This window comes from Streptomyces sp. NPDC048361 (assembly GCF_040651795.1).
In the GTDB taxonomy this organism is placed as follows: Bacteria; Actinomycetota; Actinomycetes; order Streptomycetales; family Streptomycetaceae; genus Streptomyces.
Genome location: NZ_JBEZKW010000041.1, coordinates 1 through 17,729 on the forward strand (window position 1 = coordinate 1; position 17,729 = coordinate 17,729).

A 17,729-nucleotide genomic window follows, 5' to 3' on the forward strand; every position below is an offset into this window, starting at 1 on the left:
GAACTGCGGGGCCCTTCGACGTATTGCCCGGTGAGAGCAATGGCGGAGGATACGAGATTCGAACTCGTGAGGGGTTGCCCCCAACACGCTTTCCACATGTTCGTACGAGGGTCCGGAGGGGGTCGTATCCGTCCTGACCTGCGGCGGAGCGTTCGCCTTGGCTCCGTCTGGACGGGCCCGGACGGGGGCGAATGAGACCAGAACTGAGACCGGGCGCGGTGGGTCGGACCGCTCTCCCGGCCCCACTCGCCGCGGCTTTCGGTCTGTCCGTGCGGGGAGGGCCGTCTGTGGGATTGCCTTGACCGGGTCGGTCTCTCCCCTCCACACTAGGTGTATGACATTTGTACGACAGGTTGGAGGGGGCGTGGAGACCACAGGAGCTCACAAGAAGAAGGCAGCCAAAAAGGCCGCCGCGACCGCGGTGAAGCGAAATGCGGCGGCGGCCGTGCTCGGGCCCAGTCGGTTGGCGCAGGTCCGGCTCCGTGGCGATGAGATGCAGGCCCTTCAGGAGGTCATGCGGACACTGCACCTCAACTCGACCTCGGATGCTCTTCGCGAAGGGCTGAGGCTCCTCGCGCGGGAAGCGGCCGAGGTCGGGGCGGTCGAGGAGATCCGCGCCTTCTACCAGGATCAGGGTGTGCCTCTGCCCGAGGGCGTGGTCGAGCCGACCGATGATGAGCTTGCGGCAGCGGACGAGATGCAGTGGTGAGCCCGGGGACGGCGCTCCGTGGCGAAGTATGGGTCTGCGCACTGCCGCAACCGGTTGGGCCGCACCCCGTCGTCGTCCTCACCGTCAACCGGATCGCGGAGCCGCTCGCCTCGGTGACGGTCGCGCTGATCACCGGCACGTCCGGTCCACAGGTCACGCACGTTCCGATCGGGCCTGACGCCGGACTGACGAAGTACGACGAGTCGTACGTGAACTGCGCTGACCTCCACACGGTTACGAAGTCGAGGTTGCGAAGGAAGCTGGGGCTGCTTGCTCCGGGAGAACTGCACCGTGTGGAGGACTCGGTCCGTCTGATTCTCGGGCTGCAGCGCTGACCTGGTGCGGCCTGACCTACGTCGGCATGACGCCCTGGATGCGGGACAGCGTGAAGACTCGTACGGCGTCCCGCAGGTGGCACCACGCTTCGAGGTGGGGCGGGTCGAGTTCGAGGCGGCCGCGGCGGACGGCGGGCGCGCCTTCGCGGTCGTGGAGCCCGAGATCGTTCGGGCCCCGGTGCTGCGGGCGCTGGACGCGCCCGAGTCGGCGTTCTGGCGGATCGACGTGCCCCGCTGACGGCGACGGAGCTGACCGGCCGCTTGGGGCGCTGGAACCTGCGGACGGGCCGCCCGCTGGGTCCGTAGCGGGCGGGTGGTGGCCGGACCCCGCGCCCGGGACGGCGCGGGTTCGGCGGCATCCGCTCGCCTCGTCCGGGCGACGGCGCGATCCGGACGTGGCGCGCGGCGGTATCACGCTCGACGGCGTCGGAGGACCGGATCGGCGTCGTCCGAGAATGGCGTGGATCAGTGTTTCGAGTGAGGCGTTCATGGCCAAGTACTCCCACCATGGGCTTATCACCGGTTGCCGGTCATCCTGCTGTCGCTGTCTTTCGTGAGCCCCGGGGCGGGCGGCCCGCCCCGGCGCTGGGTCCGCAGGTCGACGCCGAGGCGAGACGTGCCGCGCGCGTGCTGGCCGGGGTGGCGACCCACGCCGGACCCGTCGAACGGACCCGCGCGCTGCGGCACGCCGCCGCGGCCGCCGGCGCGTTGGTGGCCGCGCTGTCGGACCTGGCTCCGGCCATCTCGGGTGAAGCACTGCCGGCCGACTCGATCAGCCAGTCCTTCTTCCGGGTCCGCGAGGAGGAGCTGTCCGATCAGCAGGCCGCCCTGCACGGCGCCCTGGTCGTCCACCGCGCTCTGGAGGACCTGTGCGACGCGCCGCTGTAGGGCGGTGACCTGGCACTGGAGTTGGCGGGGATGCGTCAGGCGGTGGCCGACCTCACCGGCGCGACACCGGACACCGGCCGTGACGCCGGCCGGCGGGAGGCCGCCCCCGAGCCTGGTACGCGGGCGTCGCGCAAGGACGTGTGGAGCGCTCGGTGGCTCATCGGACACCAGGTCCACGTCCTGTTCAACGTCTGTGCCGCAGTCGCCGTGGCCGACGCCGCCGGCTATCTGAGGCGCGGCGACAGCGACGCCGCGCTGCTGCGGCAGGCGGACGCGACGACGTACGTGCGGGGCTTTCCGGCCGCCATGACCCGATGCTCCCGACCCCTGAGGCCCTCATCCCCACGGTGCTGATGAACGCCCTCGCCGGGTCACCCGTTCCGGCGCTGTCAAACCTGGGCCGGGGGCGCGGTGGTGGTCACGGCCGGGGCGGGCGGGTGCGCCCGTAGCGGGCTCGGGCGCCGACAGCCCGCTGGTGGGTGACGGGCGTGTGGCCCGGAGCCGGTACGGGGGACTCGGACGTACGAGCCAGGGGTGAAGACCATCCGGTTCGGCCGGGCGGGTCCCGTTCGCGCTGCCAGACTTCTGGCAGGGAACGCGCTGGTGGTGGCGTGGGCGATGCGGGGGCGGCGAGACGGTGTGGGCGTGACCGAGTACGACAGGACCGGTCGCGCCGTTCCCGACGGGGCGGGCCCGGGTGTGACCGGCCATGGTGTGCCGCGCGGACGCGCGGCGACGGAGGACGGGTCCGGCGGCGGGACCGACGGGCGGCGGCCGGGCGACGATCCGGGCCGGGAGCGGTGGGGCGACGCGCCCGGTGGGCAGCGTCCGGACGGCGGGCCCGGTCGGGAAGGGCGTACCGAAGGGGCCGGGGAGTGGCGGCGGGACGGCGGGCCCGCGCGTGCGGTGCCCCGGCACGTGGCCTGCGTGATGGACGGCAACGGCCGCTGGGCGCAGCGGCGTTCACTGCCGCGCACGGCGGGCCATCGGGCCGCCGAGACCACCGTCATCGACATCATCGAGGCGGCCCGGGGCGCGGGCGTCGAGTGGCTCAGCCTGTACGCCTTCTCCACCGAGAACTGGAACAGGCCCGACGCCGAGGTCCACTATCTGATGCGCCTGGTCCGCCGGGTGGTGCGCAAACACGCGCCGCTGCTGCTCGCCCGCGGCATCCGCTGCCGCTTCCTCGGAGTCGCCGACGCGCGCATCCCCCGTGAACTGGCGCGGGACTTCGAGGACTTGGCGACGCTGACCGCGGACAACCGGGGTATGACGCTGACCGTCGCCTTCGACCACGGCGGGCGTCGGGACATCGTCGAGGCCGCGAGGTCGCTGATCCTCAGCGGGACGCCCGCCGACCAGGTGACCGAGCGGCTTTTCGCGGACCATCTGCCGTTCCCCGACACCCCCGATGTGGACCTCGTCATCCGCACCTCCGGCGAACAGCGCATCTCCAACTTCATGCTCTGGCAGGTCGCCTATGCCGAATGGGTCTTCCCCGAGGCGCTGTGGCCGGACTTCCGGGCCCCCGACTTCCTCGCCTGTCTGCACGCCTACCGGCGCCGCGACCGCCGCTTCGGCGGTGTGCCGCCCCTGACCACCGGAGAACCCTTATGAGCAACGGAGACCCCCTCATGACCACCGGCACCACGGGGACGACCGACGAGGCACCCCTGTTCGGCCCCGAATCGCAGTTCCACGCCTTCTTCGACGACCCGCGCTGGGCGCTGGCCATGATCCGCGCCACCGTACTGGAGGCGGCTCACCCGCAGATCGGCGCCGCGCTCGCCGACAACTCCACCTTCGTCGCCCACCCCTGGCGCCGGCTGCGCAACACCTTCCTCAGCATGCGGCGCATGTTCGGCGGCGACCCGGCGGAACGCGAACGCGAGGCCGCCCGCCTCAACCGTTTGCACGCCCGCATGAGCGGCTCCGACACCCGCGGCCGTCCTTACGACGCGATGGACCGCGCGGCCCGCGCCTGGGTGGTCGCCACCCTCTTCGAGAGCGCCGTCACCATGTGCCGGCTCAGCGGCCAGCCGCTTGGCCAGGACACCATGGAGCGGATGTACGCGGAGTACCGCGTGTTCCTCGCCGCGCTCGACGGTGACGCCGGGGGGCTCCCCGAGGAACTCCACGACTTCTGGGGGTACTTCGACCAGGTCGTGGAGAACGAGCTGGAGAACACCGAGGCGGCCCGCGTCATCCTCTACCGCCTCTTCGACCACCTGCCCGCCCCGGCGCTGCTCGGTGGCGCGCCGACGCTGTGGGCGGCCGGCCGGGCCGTCGCCGGTCCGCTCCTCGGTGCCATCACCGTCGCCTCGCTCCCCGAGCCCTACCGCCGCCGGGCCGGCCTGCCGGACATGCCGGGCGCCCCGACCCTCATGCAGGGCGCCTACTGCGCCGCCGGGCTCGCCCGCTTCCTGCCCCAGGGCTGGATCAACGCCGAGAGCATCATCGAACTCCTCTCGCTCTCACCCGACAGCGACGACCCCCGCGCCCGGACCATGGCCGCCCTGGGGGCCCGCATGAAGCGAGCCTCGGCCCTGCTCCGCCTCCTGATGCCCCTGGGCGGCGACGCCGACCCGGGGCCGGCGCCGTCGGCCGCCACGGGGGAGGGCCGGCGCTCGGCGGAGGAGTTCTTCCGCAGGGTGTTGGACCAGACCGGCGACGGCCACCTCGACTGGCCCGACCTCGCCGCCATGGCCCGCGAGCTCTCCACCCGCCTCGACCTGGACGAACCCGAGGAGACCCGGCTCTACGACGCCTTCGCCGCCTGGTGGCGCGAGCTCCAGGCAGCCCTGGACACGGACGGCGACGGCCGCGTCAGCGCCGACGAGTACGCGGCCGCCGTCCCCTCCCTCGCCGGGCCCGCGCTCATCCGCGTCGCCGAGGTGCTCTTCGACGCCACCGACAAGGACGGCAACGGCACCATCGACGCCGACGAGTACCGGGCCCTTTTCCACACCGGCTTCCACCGCGACCTCACCACCACCGACGGCACCTACGGCCGGAGCGCCTTCGTGGGCGACTTCGTCTCCTTCATGTCGGGCCGCCGCGCGAGCACCCCGTACGACCCGCTCCTCGCCGACGCGTAGGGACGAAGCCTCGTATCCTTCGAGGCCCGGGTGCCACAAGGCGCCCGGGCCTCTTGGCTCGGCGCGCCAACGCCGCGTACCGCCACCCCGCCGCGTGGACGAAGTCGGCCGCCGGGGCCCGACGGCCGGGAACCTCAGCGGACCGTGCGCCCGTTGCGGCCGGAGCGTCGAATGTGCAGGACCAGGTACACAAGCCCGGCGATGAACACCACGATGCCGATGAGCAGCAGATAGAACAGCCCCTTGACGACGACTCCGATGATGCCCAGCACGATCGCCGCGATGACGAGGAGCAGGAAGAACGTCATGACGCGTACACCTCTTTGTCGGGCCGGTCAGCGGCGGGCGAGCTGACGCTCACCGCTCGCACCCCGCTGGTAGGGCAGGCCGTAGTGTTCGAACACCGCTACCTCGTCCTCGGCGGGCAGGACGTCGTCCGTGCCGATCGCCGGGCACTTCTTCACCAGCGCCTTGTCGTAGTCGACCTTCACATAGCCGGGGCCGAGGATCGCACCGGTCAGGGGGACGAACACCAGACGGTGGCGGGTGGGCAGGCCGACCTGGACGGTGGCCATGGCCGGGTCGTCCGTGCTGGTGTCCACGTAGACGGCCTCCAGCGTGCCGATCCGGTGGCCGTCCGAGTCGACGACGTCGTGGGTCCGCCACTCACGGATGTCCGCGATCTGGATCATCCCGGGGTCCCCCTTCGCTTCTCGCGGTTGTGGACCGGAAGCCGGGTACCTCTCCCCGCCTGCCCCGCAAAGCCCACCCTCACCAGCGCGGTCGCCCCCGCCGCACCCATTGCGGCGGCCCCGACCTCTGGAAAGCCCCATGGGCCCGTCTTCCACGCGGGCTCCACGCCGACTCGGGCCGCGTCCCACCGATGCGGGGGCCCAGGCCATGAGGGGGCCGTGCCCGGTTCCCGGCGGAGGCGGTCGTCGCGGTGCGCGGGCGAGGGTGTCCTGGGTGATTTCGCGTTCGACGCGGACGCCGCCCTGCCCTCGTGGCGGGAGACCCGGGCCCCCTTGCCTGTTACCGATCCAGGGAGTGTTGCCTAATCACAGGAAAAACGTTGCCGTGATCCTGGCGTCACAGTGTGGTTCTCACGAATGCGGCACTGGGATCGCTGGCCACCCTTATCGACGCCGGCGAACCCGAACGCGCCACCCACCTGCTCCGCCACCGCCGCACTACCCGCCACCAGCGCACCTACGAAGACCTGCTCCTGACCCACCGCGCATAACAGTCCTCCTCGATTGGCACATTTCCTAGGTTGCTGCCGTGGGGTCGCCAGGCGGCCCGGCGGGTCAGCCGCGGGTGCAGCCGGTCCCACGCCTGTGCAGTCGCCTTCCCGTAGAGCCGGGTGTTCGTGACCGTCACGGCCTGCTCGGTGCCCCAGGTTGGGGGGTCGCCGAAGACGAACTTGCCGCCGTGCTTGGGCGGTCGGCCGCCCTTGGGGTTGGCCCGGTGGAACTCCTCGCGGGAGGGTGTCGGACGCCGCATCACCCGGTCTGAACGGAGCCGGCCGAGGATCTCGACGGGCAGGTCGCCCAGCAGGTGGGCGATGCGCGGGGCGTCATATCCGGCGTCCAGCACAGCCAGGATCGCCCGGCCGCCATTGGCCGGCGGTGTCCAGCCGCTCGACGACCTCACGGATCTGCACTCTGGTCATCGCGGCGTCGGCTCTCAGGGCCGTGGAGTTTCCGCTGGGCATCCTATTTTGTCCCTCTGGCAGTGAGGCCCTGGTCGCACTCTTCTGCTGCCGGGTCAAGGGACCGACTTGGGCTGGTGCCCGCGCCGCAGAGCCTCGTGGTGGTCGCCCAGGAGGACCCTGGTCCCGGTGCGGTCGACGATCACACTCCCCGTGACCTGCCGTTGACGGGGAGCAGGCGAAGACCGTTCGTAGAAGTCCACGGCCGTCCGCTGTGCGCAACTGAGACCACATACGTCGAAGGGCCCCACCGCGAACGGTGGGGCCCTTCGACATCGTGCCCGGTGAGGCACTGGCGGAGGATACGAGATTCGAACTCGTGAGGGGTTGCCCCCAACACGCTTTCCAACTGTTCGTCTGGGGGTCCGGCTGGGGTCATGGGTGTCCTGGCCTGCGGCGGAGCCTTCGGGCCAGGCTCGTCGGAATAGTCCTGAACAGAGGCGAACGAGACCAGGAATGAGACCAGGCCCCTGGCTTCCGATGATCCCTGAGAGGCCCTCGGGGCTTGTCAGGCGAGTGGGGTATCCGAGTCTTGGGCGAGCTGCCTCCGCGAGAGCGGCTATGCGTCCGACAATGGTCTTGCAGCCGGGCAATCTCGGTGTCCTGCCGTCGTCCTGACAAGGCCTCTGACAGGGCGGTGATGACGGTCTTCTGATGTGACCACGCGGCCCAGGTACTCGCCGGGCCTCGGGGTGTCATGGCGCGGACCGGTCGTGAGGGCTGCTCGTTGATCTCCATGCGCGAAACGTAGGAATCGCACACTCGCGTCAAGGTCAAGCGACGGTCACAGGCGGCGCTCCGAGCCTCCCGCAGGTATGCGCCGAGTGCCGCTTACTGATCGCCGAGAATCGCGATGTGCGCAGTGAGGCGATCGTGATGGCGCTGCACCTCGTGCAGGAACTCCGCGTGCAACATCGCCGTGCCGCCACCGGATTCGTCAGCGAGGCTGAGCAGAGCTTCCCTGATCTACCGCACGGACAGCCAGGACCCCAGCAGTGAGCGGATCACGAGCACCTGGTCGATGGTGGACCGGCAGTAGCCGCGAAACCCATTGCTGAAACGACCGGGGACGAACAGGCCTTCGTCTTCGCAATGCCGCAACGACCGCGCGCTCACGCCGCTGGCTCTGGAAGCTTCACTGATCTTCATACCTGGGGACAGCGTCCCGACGGGCCGCGACCTTCCTGCACTCATCACGGCGCGGGCGAGACGTGATCAGACGTCAGCAAAGCACGTCGCAACCCGGCCGCTCGCGACGGCCGGCCCTCCGCCCGCTTGGCCAAGACGCGTGACATTACTGTGTGGCGCACGGTATTGTGTCTCTCGTGTCTACTGAAGAACTGACCCTGGGCCAGGCCCAGGAGTTGCGCCGCGGCACTGTCGTGCTGGCATGTCTGGCGCTGCTCCGGGCACCGCAGTACGGCTATGCGCTCCTGGTGACGCTGAACGACGCCGGGGTCACCGCCGACGGCAACACCCTGTACCCGTTGTTGCGTCGGCTGGAGAAGCAGGGCCTGCTCACCAGCGAATGGAACACGGAGGAGGCCCGGCCGCGGAAGTTCTACCAGGTGAGCCCGGAAGGCTCCCGAGTACTCGCCGGACTTGTCCGCGAGTGGCAGGAGCTCGTTACCTCGATCTCACGACTTGTCAAGGAGAGCGGATGAGTACGAACACTACGAACACACTGACCGAGCGCTATGTACAGGAGGTCGTCCGCCGCATTCCGGCCGACCAGCGCGACGACATCGCCGACGAGTTACGTACCACGATCGCCGACACCGTCGAGGCGCACGGCTCGGCCGATGCCCGCTCCGCGGAGCGGGAGGTGCTCACGGAGATGGGGGACCCGATTCGGCAGGCCGCCCGGTACGCGGGCCGGCCGCTCGCGCTGATCGGGCCCGATTACTACCCGGCGTACATGCGGCTGCTGACGGTGCTGCTGTCCACCGTCCTGCCTGCCGTCACCATCGGCGTCATGGTCTTGGACATCGCCGACAACAGCAGCCTGGGGTCGGCGATCAGTAGCGGTATCGGCACCCTGCTCATGGTCGGCAGCCAGATGATCGCCTGGCTGACCCTGGTGTTCGCCCTGGTCGAGCGCGGTCGAACCCGAGAGGGACTTACCGCAATGACTACCAAGGCATGGACACCCGACGACCTGCCCGAGGAACGGCAGAAGGACACGACCAGTGTGCGCGCCTGCGTTTCGATGGCCTGGCACGCCCTGCTGGCCGGGGCGATCGTCTGGCAGCACGTCACGGAGCCCTACCGGGCGGACGGTGCCGACCGGAACGGCCAGCACCTGCAGATCCTCGACCCCGGCCTGTGGTCCGGCTGGATCTGGCCGGTGCTGGCAGGGCTGATGGCCCTCGTAATCGTCGAGTTGGTCCGGATCGCCTCGCGTGGCTGGACGGTTCGGCTGGCTTGCTGCTACGCCGCGGCCCAAGCCGTGTTCTCGCTGCCCCTCGTCTGGATCGTCTACCGTCAGATGTTCTTCAACCAGGCCTTCCTGACCGACGTCAACAAGGACTGGACGACTCCGAACGCGCTCTACAACGCCTTCGCCTTTGTGGTGCTCCTTTCTGGCGCCGCGTCGGTCGTCAGGCGTTTTCGCGCCGCCCGCGGCTGACACCAACTCGCCTCGAACGGGTAAGGGCCCGTCACGCGACCTCGGCTGCGACCAGCCGTTTCAGCTGTCTCCAGGAGATCAGGCACGCGCGGGAGGATGCCGACGCCCTCGCGCCGCGTGACGGCGTGCTACTGCGGGTGACCTGGTTCGACGATGATGTCCGGCAGGGGAGGCTGCTCGTTACCGTCCACCACCTGGCCGTGGACGCTGTCTCGTGGCACATCCTGCTCACCGACCTGTACACCGCGTGGGAGAGTCTGGCCGCAGGCTCCACCCCGCAGTTCGGCCCTGTGCCCCTGCCCATGCGGGACTGGGCCGGTGAGCTGCACACCGCGGCGAAGTCACCCGCCCTGCTCCGCGAACTTCCCTACTGGCACAGGACACTGGGCGCGAGCAGTATCGCTGTCACCGATGCCCGGCTTTCTCCTTCCCGCGACATCTACGCAACGGCCGGCGAGCTCAGTCTCACTCTTCCCGCGTCCCTGACCACGCCCCTGCTCACCACGGTCCCCGCGGCCCTGGGCACGGGCACAAACGAGGTCCTGCTCACCGGCCTGGCGCTCGCCGTCAGCGCCTGGCGCCGCGGGAGGGAACCGGGCGGCAGCACCGCCGTACTGCTCGACGTGGAAGGACACGGGCGCGAGCAGCTGACCGAGGGCGCCGACCCTTCGGGCACCGTCGGTTGGCTCACCTCGCTGTACCCGGTACGGATCGACACGGGAATCGATGACTGGCACCCGCACGACGGCGCGGCGTCGGTCACCCGGCTCGGCGAGGCGGTGCGCCGCGTGGCCGCTCAGTACGGTGATGTCCCCCAGCGCGGGCTCGGCTTCGGCCTGCTGCGCCATCTGAACCTGGACATAGGGCCCCAGCTGTCCGCTTATCCGAGTCCACAGATCGGCTACAACTACCTGGGCAGGCAGGATGGTCCCGGAGGCGGGCCCGCCCGGGCGGCCGCGGACTGGAACGTGGCGCCCGAATCGGACGCGCTGCCCGTCGGCGCCGATCCGCGGATGCCGATGCCGCACGTCGTCGAGCTGAACGCCGCAATCGACGGCGGCCCGGCGGGCCCCCGGCTGGTCGCCCACTGGCTCTGGGCACGTCTGATCCTTTCCGAGGAGGACGTCAACGGCCTGGCTGAGCTCTGGTTCGCGGCACTGCGCGCACTGGTCGGCCATGTGGCGAATGTGACGGCGCCCTCCCGTCCGGCCCTGGCCCTCCCGGGGGAGCGGGAGCCCGACGAGAAGGAACTCGTCCGGCTCGGCACCCGTATCGGCGCACCGGTCGTCCAGGTACTACCGATGACGCCGTTGCAGGAGGGGCTGCTCTTCCACGCCCGGTACGACAGCCGGGACCTCGACGTCTACAACGTGCAGATCTCTCTGGAGGTCCGGGGTCCGCTGGACGTCCACGCGCTCCAGGACGCCTGCGACGCCCTGCTGCACCGCCACCCGATGCTCCGTGCGGCATTCCTCCAGCGTGCCACGGGCGAGCCGGTGCAGGTCATCCCTGAGCGGACCCGGATGCCCTGGCACACCCACGATCTGACCGCCCTCGCCCCGCGCGAACAGGCCGAGCAGATGGCCACACTGCTGGACTCCGACCGGCGGCAGCGCTTCGACCCTTCCAAGCCTCCGTTGATGCGCTGCACACTGGTCACGCTCGCCGAAGATCGCCTGCACATCGTGCTGAGCATGCACCATCTGCTCGTCGACGGCTGGACCACCTCACTGCTGCTGCGCGACCTGCTCGCCCTCTATGTCCACCGCGGAGACGACGGTCGTCTGCCCGTGCCCGGCCACTACCCGGACTACCTGAGGTGGCTTGCCGCGCAGGACCAGGTCGAGGCGCGCGCCGTGTGGACCGAATCGCTGGCGGGCCTCGATGCGCCCACGCTGCTGTGCCCCGACGCGGACGCGGCTCGGATACGTGCCCTGCCCGAACGTACCGTCGTGGATCTGACCGAGGCGGAGACCTCCGCCCTGCTCGGCATGGGGCGACAGCAGGGCGTCACGCTCAACACGCTGGTCCGGGTGGCATGGGCGCTGTGCCTGCACCGGGAAACCGGGCTGCGTGACATTGTCTTCGGCGCCACCGTCTCGGGCCGGGTCGCCGAACTCCCCGGCGTGGAAGAGATGGTGGGTCTGTTCATCAATACCGTGCCGGTCCGGGTCCGTCTTGACCCCGCCGAATCCCTGGCCGATTTGTTCGAGCGCCTCCACACCGAACACGCCGGTCTCCTCCCGTACCACCACCTCGCGCTGCCCGAGATCCAGCGGGCGGCCGGCCTCGGGACACTCTTCGACTCCTGTGTCGTCTTCGAGAACTTCCCGACCACCGAGTCCCTGCCGGGGGGACCGGACAAAGACCTGCGGCTTCTGGAGGCCACCGGCCACGACGCCTACCACTACCCGCTGAAGCTGATGGCCGCCCCCGGGCCGCGGCTCCACCTGGAAGTCAGCCACCGCCCCGACCTGTTCGACGTCGGGTTCGGCGGCCGCACGGCCGACCTACTGCGCGAGTTGCTGCTCGCCCTGCCATCGGCGCCGGACTCCCCGACCGACCGCTTCCTGACCCCGGCCCCAGCGGCGGTGCACCCCGGACAACACCTTCTCCGCGAGCTGATCGCGGAGGTTTTGGGGCTCGACGCCGTCGGCGCGGACGACGACGTGTTCGTCCTCGGCTGCGACTCGCTCAGGGCGCTGCGCCTGGCCGGCCGGATCGAGGCCGCCTTGGGACATGCCGTCGACGTGGAGACCATCTTCCGCTGCCGTACGGCACGCACGCTCGGCAGTGCCCTCACCGAACACCGACACGAAAAGGACTGAAACCATGTCAAACCCCTTCGACAACGAGGACGGCACCTTCCACGTGCTCGTCAACGACGAGCGGCAGCACTGCCTGTGGCCAACGTTCGCCGTGGTGCCCGCGGGCTGGAACATCGTCCTGCCTGAGGCCGCCCGGCGGCACTGCCTCGACTACATCGAGAAGAACTGGACCGACATGCGTCCGGCCAGCCACATCGCAGCGACCACAGCGGTCTGATCCCACCTCGTTCGAAAGGCGTCACGTTCCATGCAGCGCATCATGCTTAAGTCGAAGATTCACCGCGCTACCGTCACCGAGGCCAATCTGCACTACGTCGGCTCGGTGACCATCGATCCCGACCTCATGGACGCGGCGGACCTGCTGGTGGGAGAGCAGGTGCACATCGTGGACGTGAACAACGGTTCCCGTCTGGAGACGTACGTCATCGAAGGCGAACGCGGAGCGGGAACCATCTGCATCAACGGCGCCGCGGCCCGTCTGGTGGCCCCCGGCGACACGGTCATCATCATCGGCTACATGTCGGTGGACGACGAGGAGGCCCGCAAGCTGGAGCCCCAGGTCGTCTTCGTCGACGAACACAACCGTGCACTCAGGACGGGCACCGACCCGGCCTCCTGACGCAGCGAGCGGCGGGCGAGGGGCCCGTTGAACACCTACCGATCCCCTCGCCCGCACCTTCGCGTGGCAGTGCGCCCCGTGCCGGATCCGGCACAGGCGGAACCGGCAGATGGCCGGCGCACGGGCGCCGACTGCACCGCCCGCGATCCCTCTCCTCCTGGCTCTCCGGGCGGCCCGCACTGCTCGGCCGACGGATTCAGGTCGGGCCGACGGGCGGCCTGGCCGTTCTCTGGCTGCTGGTGCGCCTCGACGTCCACAGTGGGTACGTCTGCGTCCCCTGGGGCTGACCGTCTCGGCGCTGAGGTGCGAAGTGTGCACCGCGGATTGCAACTGAGTACATGTGCAAGCCAGTTGGCCATACTGGGAGGCAATCGCCGCGTTCCGGGAGGATCCTGCGCCGGTCCGCCCGAAGCCCTACTGGACAGATCACCGGCCAGTACGTTCTGTGATCATCGCAGGACGATCCGGTCTCATCTGGCACGAGGCGTGAGGGCGAGCGCTACTGGTGACGCCAGAAGCAGGAGTCAAGTTCGCCGGCCGGTATGTACTGCAGGAAACCATCGACAGGGGCGGAACGGGCGTCGTCTGGCGTGCCTGAGACGAGCGGCTGGATCGACAGGTCGCGGTCAAGTTCACCCATCCGCACTTCGACCGGGCCACGCAGTAGGTCGGCATAGTCGTGTTGGAGAGGAGTTTAGCCGGCAGCCCGATGACGGCCCCGAGGTGGTCGTCGTCCAGGACTCGGAGGCGGATGGCTCCCTCTTCGCCACCGCGAAAGAGGACGCCGTGGGGCCAGGATGACGCCGGCGCGGCCCTTCTCCGGTGCCATTGCTGGCGATCATGTATTGCACGAAGGCCCACTCGGTCGACTTTGCTGCTGCGGTGCCGCCGATGGCGCGGGGGTCGTTGGCCCAGGGGCTGCGTCCCACAACCGGTCTCGATCTGCTGCTGGTCACCGTCGTCAGTCGGGGGCGTCCTTGCCCGTATTCGGGTGGCGCTCAGGAGCCGTGGAGTGTCCGCTGGGCATCCTATTGTGGTCCTCCGCCGATGAGGGCGTGGTCGCCCTCTCCGTTGGCCGCTTCAAGGAGTCGACTTGGCTGATACGGCTCGTGCGCTGTCGCGGGGCTCATGGCGGCCGCCCCACAGAGCCTTGGTGTTGACGCGCTCGACGATCACGACCTGGTGACCTGATCGTTGGCAGAGAGCAGCCGGTGCCTGTCCGGGGAAGTCCACGGCTGTCCGCCCTGCGTAGCTGAGACCACATATGTTGAAGGGCCCCACCGCGAACGGTGGGGCCCTTCGACATCGTGCCCGGTGAGGCACTGGCGGAGGATACGAGATTCGAACTCGTGAGGGGTTGCCCCCAACACGCTTTCCAACTGTCCGCGTGCCCGTACGGGGCAGTCCAGGAGGGGTCGCCTGGCAGGTCAGGAGGGGTGTGCGTACGGCAGTGAACGGTGGTGGCCGTCGGTGCACTGGACAAAGACCAGGACAACGAGGACTGCGGGTACGGCAGATGATGAGCCCTCGCTGGGCCACCGCAACTCGGCTGCTAGCTGCACAAGTTACTGGTGGCAGCCGATACTGAGGCGCAGGCGCAGGCGCAGGCGCAGGCGCAGGCGGGTGGCAGGGGAAGGGGAAGGGCATGGAGACGTTCGATCTGAGTCGGCTGACGGACTTCGACTTTGAGGCCGTCTGCAAGGACCTATTTGAAGAGGAGCTTGGCGTCAGGCTTGAGCTCTTCGCCGCTGGCGCCGACGGAGGAGTCGACCTGCGCCATCTCTCTTCGGAAGGAGAGTCACTTGTCGTCCAGTGCAAGCACTGGCACCGGTCCGGGCGTGCAAAGCTGATTGAGTACATAGAAAATACCGAGGCGGCAAAAGTAGCGAAGCTTAATCCGCAACGATACGTCCTTGCCACATCAGTCTCTCTGACTAGAAGTGCCAAGGATAAGCTGTTCGAAATCCTCCAGCCCTACGTTAAGACGCCCAGTGATATTTACGGGAAGGAGGAGATTGACGCCCTTCTGCGTAAGCGTGATCATATCGTCCGTCGACACCTTCGCCTGTGGCTCACGAGCGCTTCAGTTCTAAACTCGCTGCTCGCCAAGAACGTTGTGACCCGCTCTCAGGCATTGGCTGAAGAGTTTGACAGTACGCTACGAACCTATGCGGTCAACCCCAGTTACGACAGGGCTCTCGAACTTCTTGAGAATAGACACGTCTGCGTAATCGCAGGGCTCCCTGGAATCGGCAAGACAACCCTGAGTCAGGTCATCAGTGCCCACTACATGGCTATGGGGTATGAGCTTGTAGAGATCTCAGAGGATTCCGATGAGGCGAACCATCTGTGGAACGACGAGCTGAGCCAGGTCTACTACTACGATGACTTCCTTGGGCAGACGACGTTCGATGAGAAGCTTGCGAAAAATGAGGACAGTCGGCTTCTTTCGCTGATGAAGCGAGTCGAAAGAAGTCCCAACAAACGCTTTATTCTCACAACTCGCGAATATATCCTCGCGCAGGCCAGGCAGCGGTATGAACGCCTGGATAGGCATTCGTTCGACATTCATACTTGCGTCATCGATCTGTCAGACTACACGTATCAGGCTAGAGCCTCCATCCTCTATAATCACGTTTACAACTCGCCGCTCCCTCAGGCGATCAAGCAGTCATTTGCAGACGAGAGAGTATATCGCCCGATCATCGAACACCGGAATTTCAATCCGCGTATCCTCGCAGTCACACTTGCAGACTCGGGGTTGCTTTCGGGTCACCACGAGTCGCTGAGCGACAATATCGTCGCTAACCTCGAAGATCCATACAGGGTCTGGGATCACATCGTCCGAAATCAACTGGGTGAAACCGATGTAAAGCTTCTAAAGCTCATTCTCACGTTCATGTCGGATATTCGCCTAGATGAGCTGCAAGAGCTTTGGATGGAACTTGGCGAACCTCTGCGCGAACTGCGTAGGGCGCTGGGTGTGCTCGACGGAACAATGCTAAAGAGCGTGCATCAGTTTGGGGCTATACACGTCGGCTTCCATAACCCGTCCGTTCGAGACTATCTGGTCAGCTATGTCCAGTCGGACATAGGGGAGGTAATTTCTCTCATTTCGCTGGTTAGGAGGTTTGAGCAACTAGAGGCTCTCTGGCTCATATTCCCCGCGCGAGGTGGAGGCCCTATGGCTGAGACCTACATAAGGCGGCTAGAGCAGCTTGAACGGGTCGCTTCCGCGGTCTTCCATGCTGAGCCTGTCAACCTGCGTAATTCTAGGGGCGGGAAGAATTATGTGCGTCGTGCTTGGCTGAGTCTGGAGATTGGGCTTGATCTTGATTCGGAGGTCATCCGGGAACTGGCTCTTGAAGCGGCTTCTGAGGCAGATACTATTTTGAATGCATCGGAGTCCACTGACCTGCATGCGTTCTTCCAAACCCTGGCTCGATACAAAACGGTCAGAGGTGAAGAGATTCTGTTCGACTGCATATCGTGGGCGGTTGAATGGATTATGGGTGACCTCAGTGATTGGAGCCTCATCGAAGAAGCTGAAGACTTTCTCCGTTCCATTCACCACTACGACCCCGGGATCGAGGTTTCTAAGGCTCTGGCGAGGCTGGATTCGGCGCGGGACGACTATGCTCAATCGGCCTTCGAAGATTGGGCGCAAACTCGCCGGGATCCGGTGTTCTCCGGATCGGAAATGAAGGAAGTGATCGACCACTACAAGGCAGTCGGGTCGACTGCTCCATTTGACATGAGTGAGTACGACAACGTATTGCAGCGCTTGGACGAGTTTGATGCAGAGCATGAGGCGCCCTTTGTAGCACCTCGGCAAGAGAGTGCCGCAGGGATTACATGGAATGAAGCCAGAAAAGTTCATAGCATGATGCAGACCCTGCGGGGATCGTCTGACTAGCCGGAGCCGACGGACCCATTCGAGGTCCCCATGGGAGACTGTCACTACAGCAGAGTGCCAACGAGTAGGTCACGTGCCGCATGGTCCCCCGGTAGATCCAGTGCTCGTGAGGTCCAGGAGCGAGCCGAGGATGACGGGCAGCACCTCTGCAAAGTCGGATCACAGTTCCGCGGCAGCATCCTGTCTGCGATGAGCCACCAAGCCACGTTCCTTGGGGTGCTGCCCTCGACCTCGCGGCGACCGGTGTTCCGTCGGCCATCTACCTGGGCAAGGACGGACGCCGGCACGCCCGTGTGCCCACTGTCCGCAAAGCCGTTCAGGGGGGTTCGTGGCAGTGCGCGAAACCGGTGGGGCCGGGTACGCGTACGACGGTGAACGGAGGTGTTCGGGGTGCACTGGACGAAGACCAGGACAACGAGCGGAGCTGAATGAGACGGAGCGTCCACACGAAAAGCGGTCGTGCAACCAAGCTCTCCACGGTCCCCGGCGACCGTGGGACCCTTGGCAGCGAGCGACGGAGCGATGCGAGAGGAGCCGAAGTGTCGGAGGCCAGTCCGCGCGGAACCTACCTGGTCATCTCGGAGGCACTGCGGAAGGGAATCGAAGAGGGCGAGATCACCGGCCCCTTGCCATCTGAGGCTGATCTCATGCGCTCGCACGGTGTCGCCCGCAACACGATCCGTCGGGCACTAAAGGTGCTCGAAGCAGAAGGGGCTCTTGAGTCCGCGCCCGGGATTGGCTGGCGTGTCGCCCGCGAGGGGGACCGTCGCTCTCTCGCTGAGCGGATGGCCGACCTGATCGCTGAGGACGCTCTCGCGATTGGCGACACGTACCCGTCCGAAGCCAAGCTCTGCGCACGGTTCGACGTATCGCGCACGGCGGTGCGTCGCGTGCTCGCCAACATGGAGGGAACCGGGTTGCTCGCCACCGTTCACGGCAAGGGGCGCACGGTACGCGCCCTCCCCACGACGGCCGGCCGGTCGTAGCCTTGGCCGC

The 17,729-nt window shown here is 67.4% G+C and carries 16 protein-coding genes and 3 pseudogenes; 14 read left to right on the plus strand and 5 right to left on the minus strand.

The window, feature by feature from the left end:
* Positions 1 to 364: 364 nt before the first annotated feature.
* The 7 genes and pseudogenes from AB0D31_RS22800 to AB0D31_RS22830 all read left to right on the plus strand — a co-directional run bounded on the left by AB0D31_RS22800 (position 365) and on the right by AB0D31_RS22830 (position 5,030).
* Complete coding sequence (locus tag AB0D31_RS22800; RefSeq protein WP_362726059.1) at positions 365 to 709, plus strand: hypothetical protein; 345 nt, start codon at positions 365 to 367, stop codon at positions 707 to 709.
* Entirely contained in the window at positions 706 to 1,044 is a 339-nt protein-coding gene (locus AB0D31_RS22805; protein ID WP_362726062.1) for a type II toxin-antitoxin system PemK/MazF family toxin, read from the plus strand. The genes AB0D31_RS22800 and AB0D31_RS22805 overlap by 4 nt, the downstream gene beginning before the upstream one ends.
* 133 nt (positions 1,045 to 1,177) lie before the next feature.
* Positions 1,178 to 1,350, plus strand: a pseudogene (locus tag AB0D31_RS22810) (histidine phosphatase family protein); the annotation flags it as partial.
* A gap of 333 nt (positions 1,351 to 1,683) precedes the next feature.
* Positions 1,684 to 1,932: a hypothetical protein gene (locus AB0D31_RS22815; RefSeq protein ID WP_362726065.1), complete on the plus strand. Its 249-nt coding sequence runs from the start codon at positions 1,684 to 1,686 to the stop codon at positions 1,930 to 1,932.
* A gap of 30 nt (positions 1,933 to 1,962) precedes the next feature.
* Positions 1,963 to 2,286, plus strand: a complete 324-nt coding sequence (locus tag AB0D31_RS22820) for a hypothetical protein (RefSeq protein WP_362726068.1) — start codon at positions 1,963 to 1,965, stop codon at positions 2,284 to 2,286.
* Between the two features lie 552 nt (positions 2,287 to 2,838).
* Positions 2,839 to 3,549 carry a polyprenyl diphosphate synthase gene (uppS, locus tag AB0D31_RS22825; protein ID WP_362726217.1) on the plus strand — a complete coding sequence of 237 codons (711 nt, stop codon included), beginning with the start codon at positions 2,839 to 2,841 and terminating at the stop codon, positions 3,547 to 3,549.
* A 17-nt stretch (positions 3,550 to 3,566) separates the two neighbouring features.
* On the plus strand, positions 3,567 to 5,030 hold the full coding sequence (locus tag AB0D31_RS22830) for an oxygenase MpaB family protein (protein ID WP_362726070.1): 1,464 nt from the start codon (positions 3,567 to 3,569) through the stop codon (positions 5,028 to 5,030).
* Positions 5,031 to 5,164: 134 nt separating this feature from the next.
* Here the strand turns inward: AB0D31_RS22830 and AB0D31_RS22835 are convergent, their stop codons facing one another.
* The 4 genes and pseudogenes from AB0D31_RS22835 to AB0D31_RS22850 form a co-directional block, all read right to left on the minus strand.
* A complete protein-coding gene (locus AB0D31_RS22835) occupies positions 5,165 to 5,338 on the minus strand; it encodes a hypothetical protein (RefSeq protein ID WP_362726073.1) in 174 nt (57 codons plus the stop codon).
* A 27-nt stretch (positions 5,339 to 5,365) separates the two neighbouring features.
* Positions 5,366 to 5,722 (minus strand): PRC-barrel domain-containing protein, encoded by a 357-nt coding sequence (locus AB0D31_RS22840; RefSeq protein WP_362726076.1) that lies wholly within the window; start codon positions 5,720 to 5,722, stop codon positions 5,366 to 5,368.
* Between the two features lie 598 nt (positions 5,723 to 6,320).
* Positions 6,321 to 6,708 (minus strand): annotated as a pseudogene (locus AB0D31_RS22845) (transposase); the annotation flags it as partial.
* A 999-nt stretch (positions 6,709 to 7,707) separates the two neighbouring features.
* Complete coding sequence (locus tag AB0D31_RS22850) at positions 7,708 to 7,890, minus strand: MerR family DNA-binding transcriptional regulator (protein WP_362726079.1); 183 nt, start codon at positions 7,888 to 7,890, stop codon at positions 7,708 to 7,710.
* 176 nt (positions 7,891 to 8,066) lie between these two features.
* Here AB0D31_RS22850 and AB0D31_RS22855 point away from each other — a divergent pair, with 176 nt between their 5' ends.
* The 5 genes from AB0D31_RS22855 (at position 8,067) to panD (ending at position 12,817) form a co-directional block, all read left to right on the plus strand.
* Entirely contained in the window at positions 8,067 to 8,405 is a 339-nt protein-coding gene (locus AB0D31_RS22855; RefSeq protein WP_362726082.1) for a PadR family transcriptional regulator, read from the plus strand.
* Positions 8,402 to 9,370: a hypothetical protein gene (locus tag AB0D31_RS22860; RefSeq protein WP_362726084.1), complete on the plus strand. Its 969-nt coding sequence runs from the start codon at positions 8,402 to 8,404 to the stop codon at positions 9,368 to 9,370. Before AB0D31_RS22855 ends, AB0D31_RS22860 begins: the two co-directional genes overlap by 4 nt.
* A gap of 125 nt (positions 9,371 to 9,495) precedes the next feature.
* Entirely contained in the window at positions 9,496 to 12,198 is a 2,703-nt protein-coding gene (locus tag AB0D31_RS22865) for a condensation domain-containing protein (protein WP_362726087.1), read from the plus strand.
* 4 nt (positions 12,199 to 12,202) lie between these two features.
* Positions 12,203 to 12,415, plus strand: a complete 213-nt coding sequence (locus tag AB0D31_RS22870; protein ID WP_362726090.1) for an MbtH family protein — start codon at positions 12,203 to 12,205, stop codon at positions 12,413 to 12,415.
* A 30-nt stretch (positions 12,416 to 12,445) separates the two neighbouring features.
* The gene (gene panD, locus AB0D31_RS22875; RefSeq protein ID WP_362726092.1) at positions 12,446 to 12,817 is read left to right on the plus strand and encodes an aspartate 1-decarboxylase; all 372 of its coding nucleotides are present in this window, start codon (positions 12,446 to 12,448) and stop codon (positions 12,815 to 12,817) included.
* A 723-nt stretch (positions 12,818 to 13,540) separates the two neighbouring features.
* On the opposite strand, the pseudogene AB0D31_RS22880 reads toward panD, so the two are convergent.
* Positions 13,541 to 13,678, minus strand: a pseudogene (locus tag AB0D31_RS22880) (hypothetical protein); the annotation flags it as partial.
* Positions 13,679 to 14,462: 784 nt separating this feature from the next.
* On the opposite strand from AB0D31_RS22880, the gene AB0D31_RS22885 reads away from it, so the two are divergent.
* Positions 14,463 to 16,733, plus strand: coding sequence for a restriction endonuclease (locus AB0D31_RS22885; protein ID WP_362726095.1), 2,271 nt, complete (start codon positions 14,463 to 14,465; stop codon positions 16,731 to 16,733).
* Between the two features lie 539 nt (positions 16,734 to 17,272).
* Entirely contained in the window at positions 17,273 to 17,719 is a 447-nt protein-coding gene (locus tag AB0D31_RS22890) for a GntR family transcriptional regulator (protein WP_362601733.1), read from the plus strand.
* Positions 17,720 to 17,729: the final 10 nt, after the last annotated feature.

Excerpts from the sequence above, each read along its gene's own strand:
- AB0D31_RS22820 (WP_362726068.1), top strand. The coding sequence starts at position 1,963 with ATGCGTCAGGCGGTGGCCGACCTCACCGGCGCGACACCGGACACCGGC.
- AB0D31_RS22830 (WP_362726070.1), top strand. The coding sequence starts at position 3,567 with ATGACCACCGGCACCACGGGGACGACCGACGAGGCACCCCTGTTCGGC.
- AB0D31_RS22835 (WP_362726073.1), bottom strand. The coding sequence starts at position 5,338 with ATGACGTTCTTCCTGCTCCTCGTCATCGCGGCGATCGTGCTGGGCATC.
- AB0D31_RS22840 (WP_362726076.1), bottom strand. The coding sequence starts at position 5,722 with ATGATCCAGATCGCGGACATCCGTGAGTGGCGGACCCACGACGTCGTC.
- AB0D31_RS22850 (WP_362726079.1), bottom strand. The coding sequence starts at position 7,890 with ATGAAGATCAGTGAAGCTTCCAGAGCCAGCGGCGTGAGCGCGCGGTCG.
- AB0D31_RS22860 (WP_362726084.1), top strand. The coding sequence starts at position 8,402 with ATGAGTACGAACACTACGAACACACTGACCGAGCGCTATGTACAGGAG.
- AB0D31_RS22870 (WP_362726090.1), top strand. The coding sequence starts at position 12,203 with ATGTCAAACCCCTTCGACAACGAGGACGGCACCTTCCACGTGCTCGTC.
- panD (WP_362726092.1), top strand. The coding sequence starts at position 12,446 with ATGCAGCGCATCATGCTTAAGTCGAAGATTCACCGCGCTACCGTCACC.
- AB0D31_RS22885 (WP_362726095.1), top strand. The coding sequence starts at position 14,463 with ATGGAGACGTTCGATCTGAGTCGGCTGACGGACTTCGACTTTGAGGCC.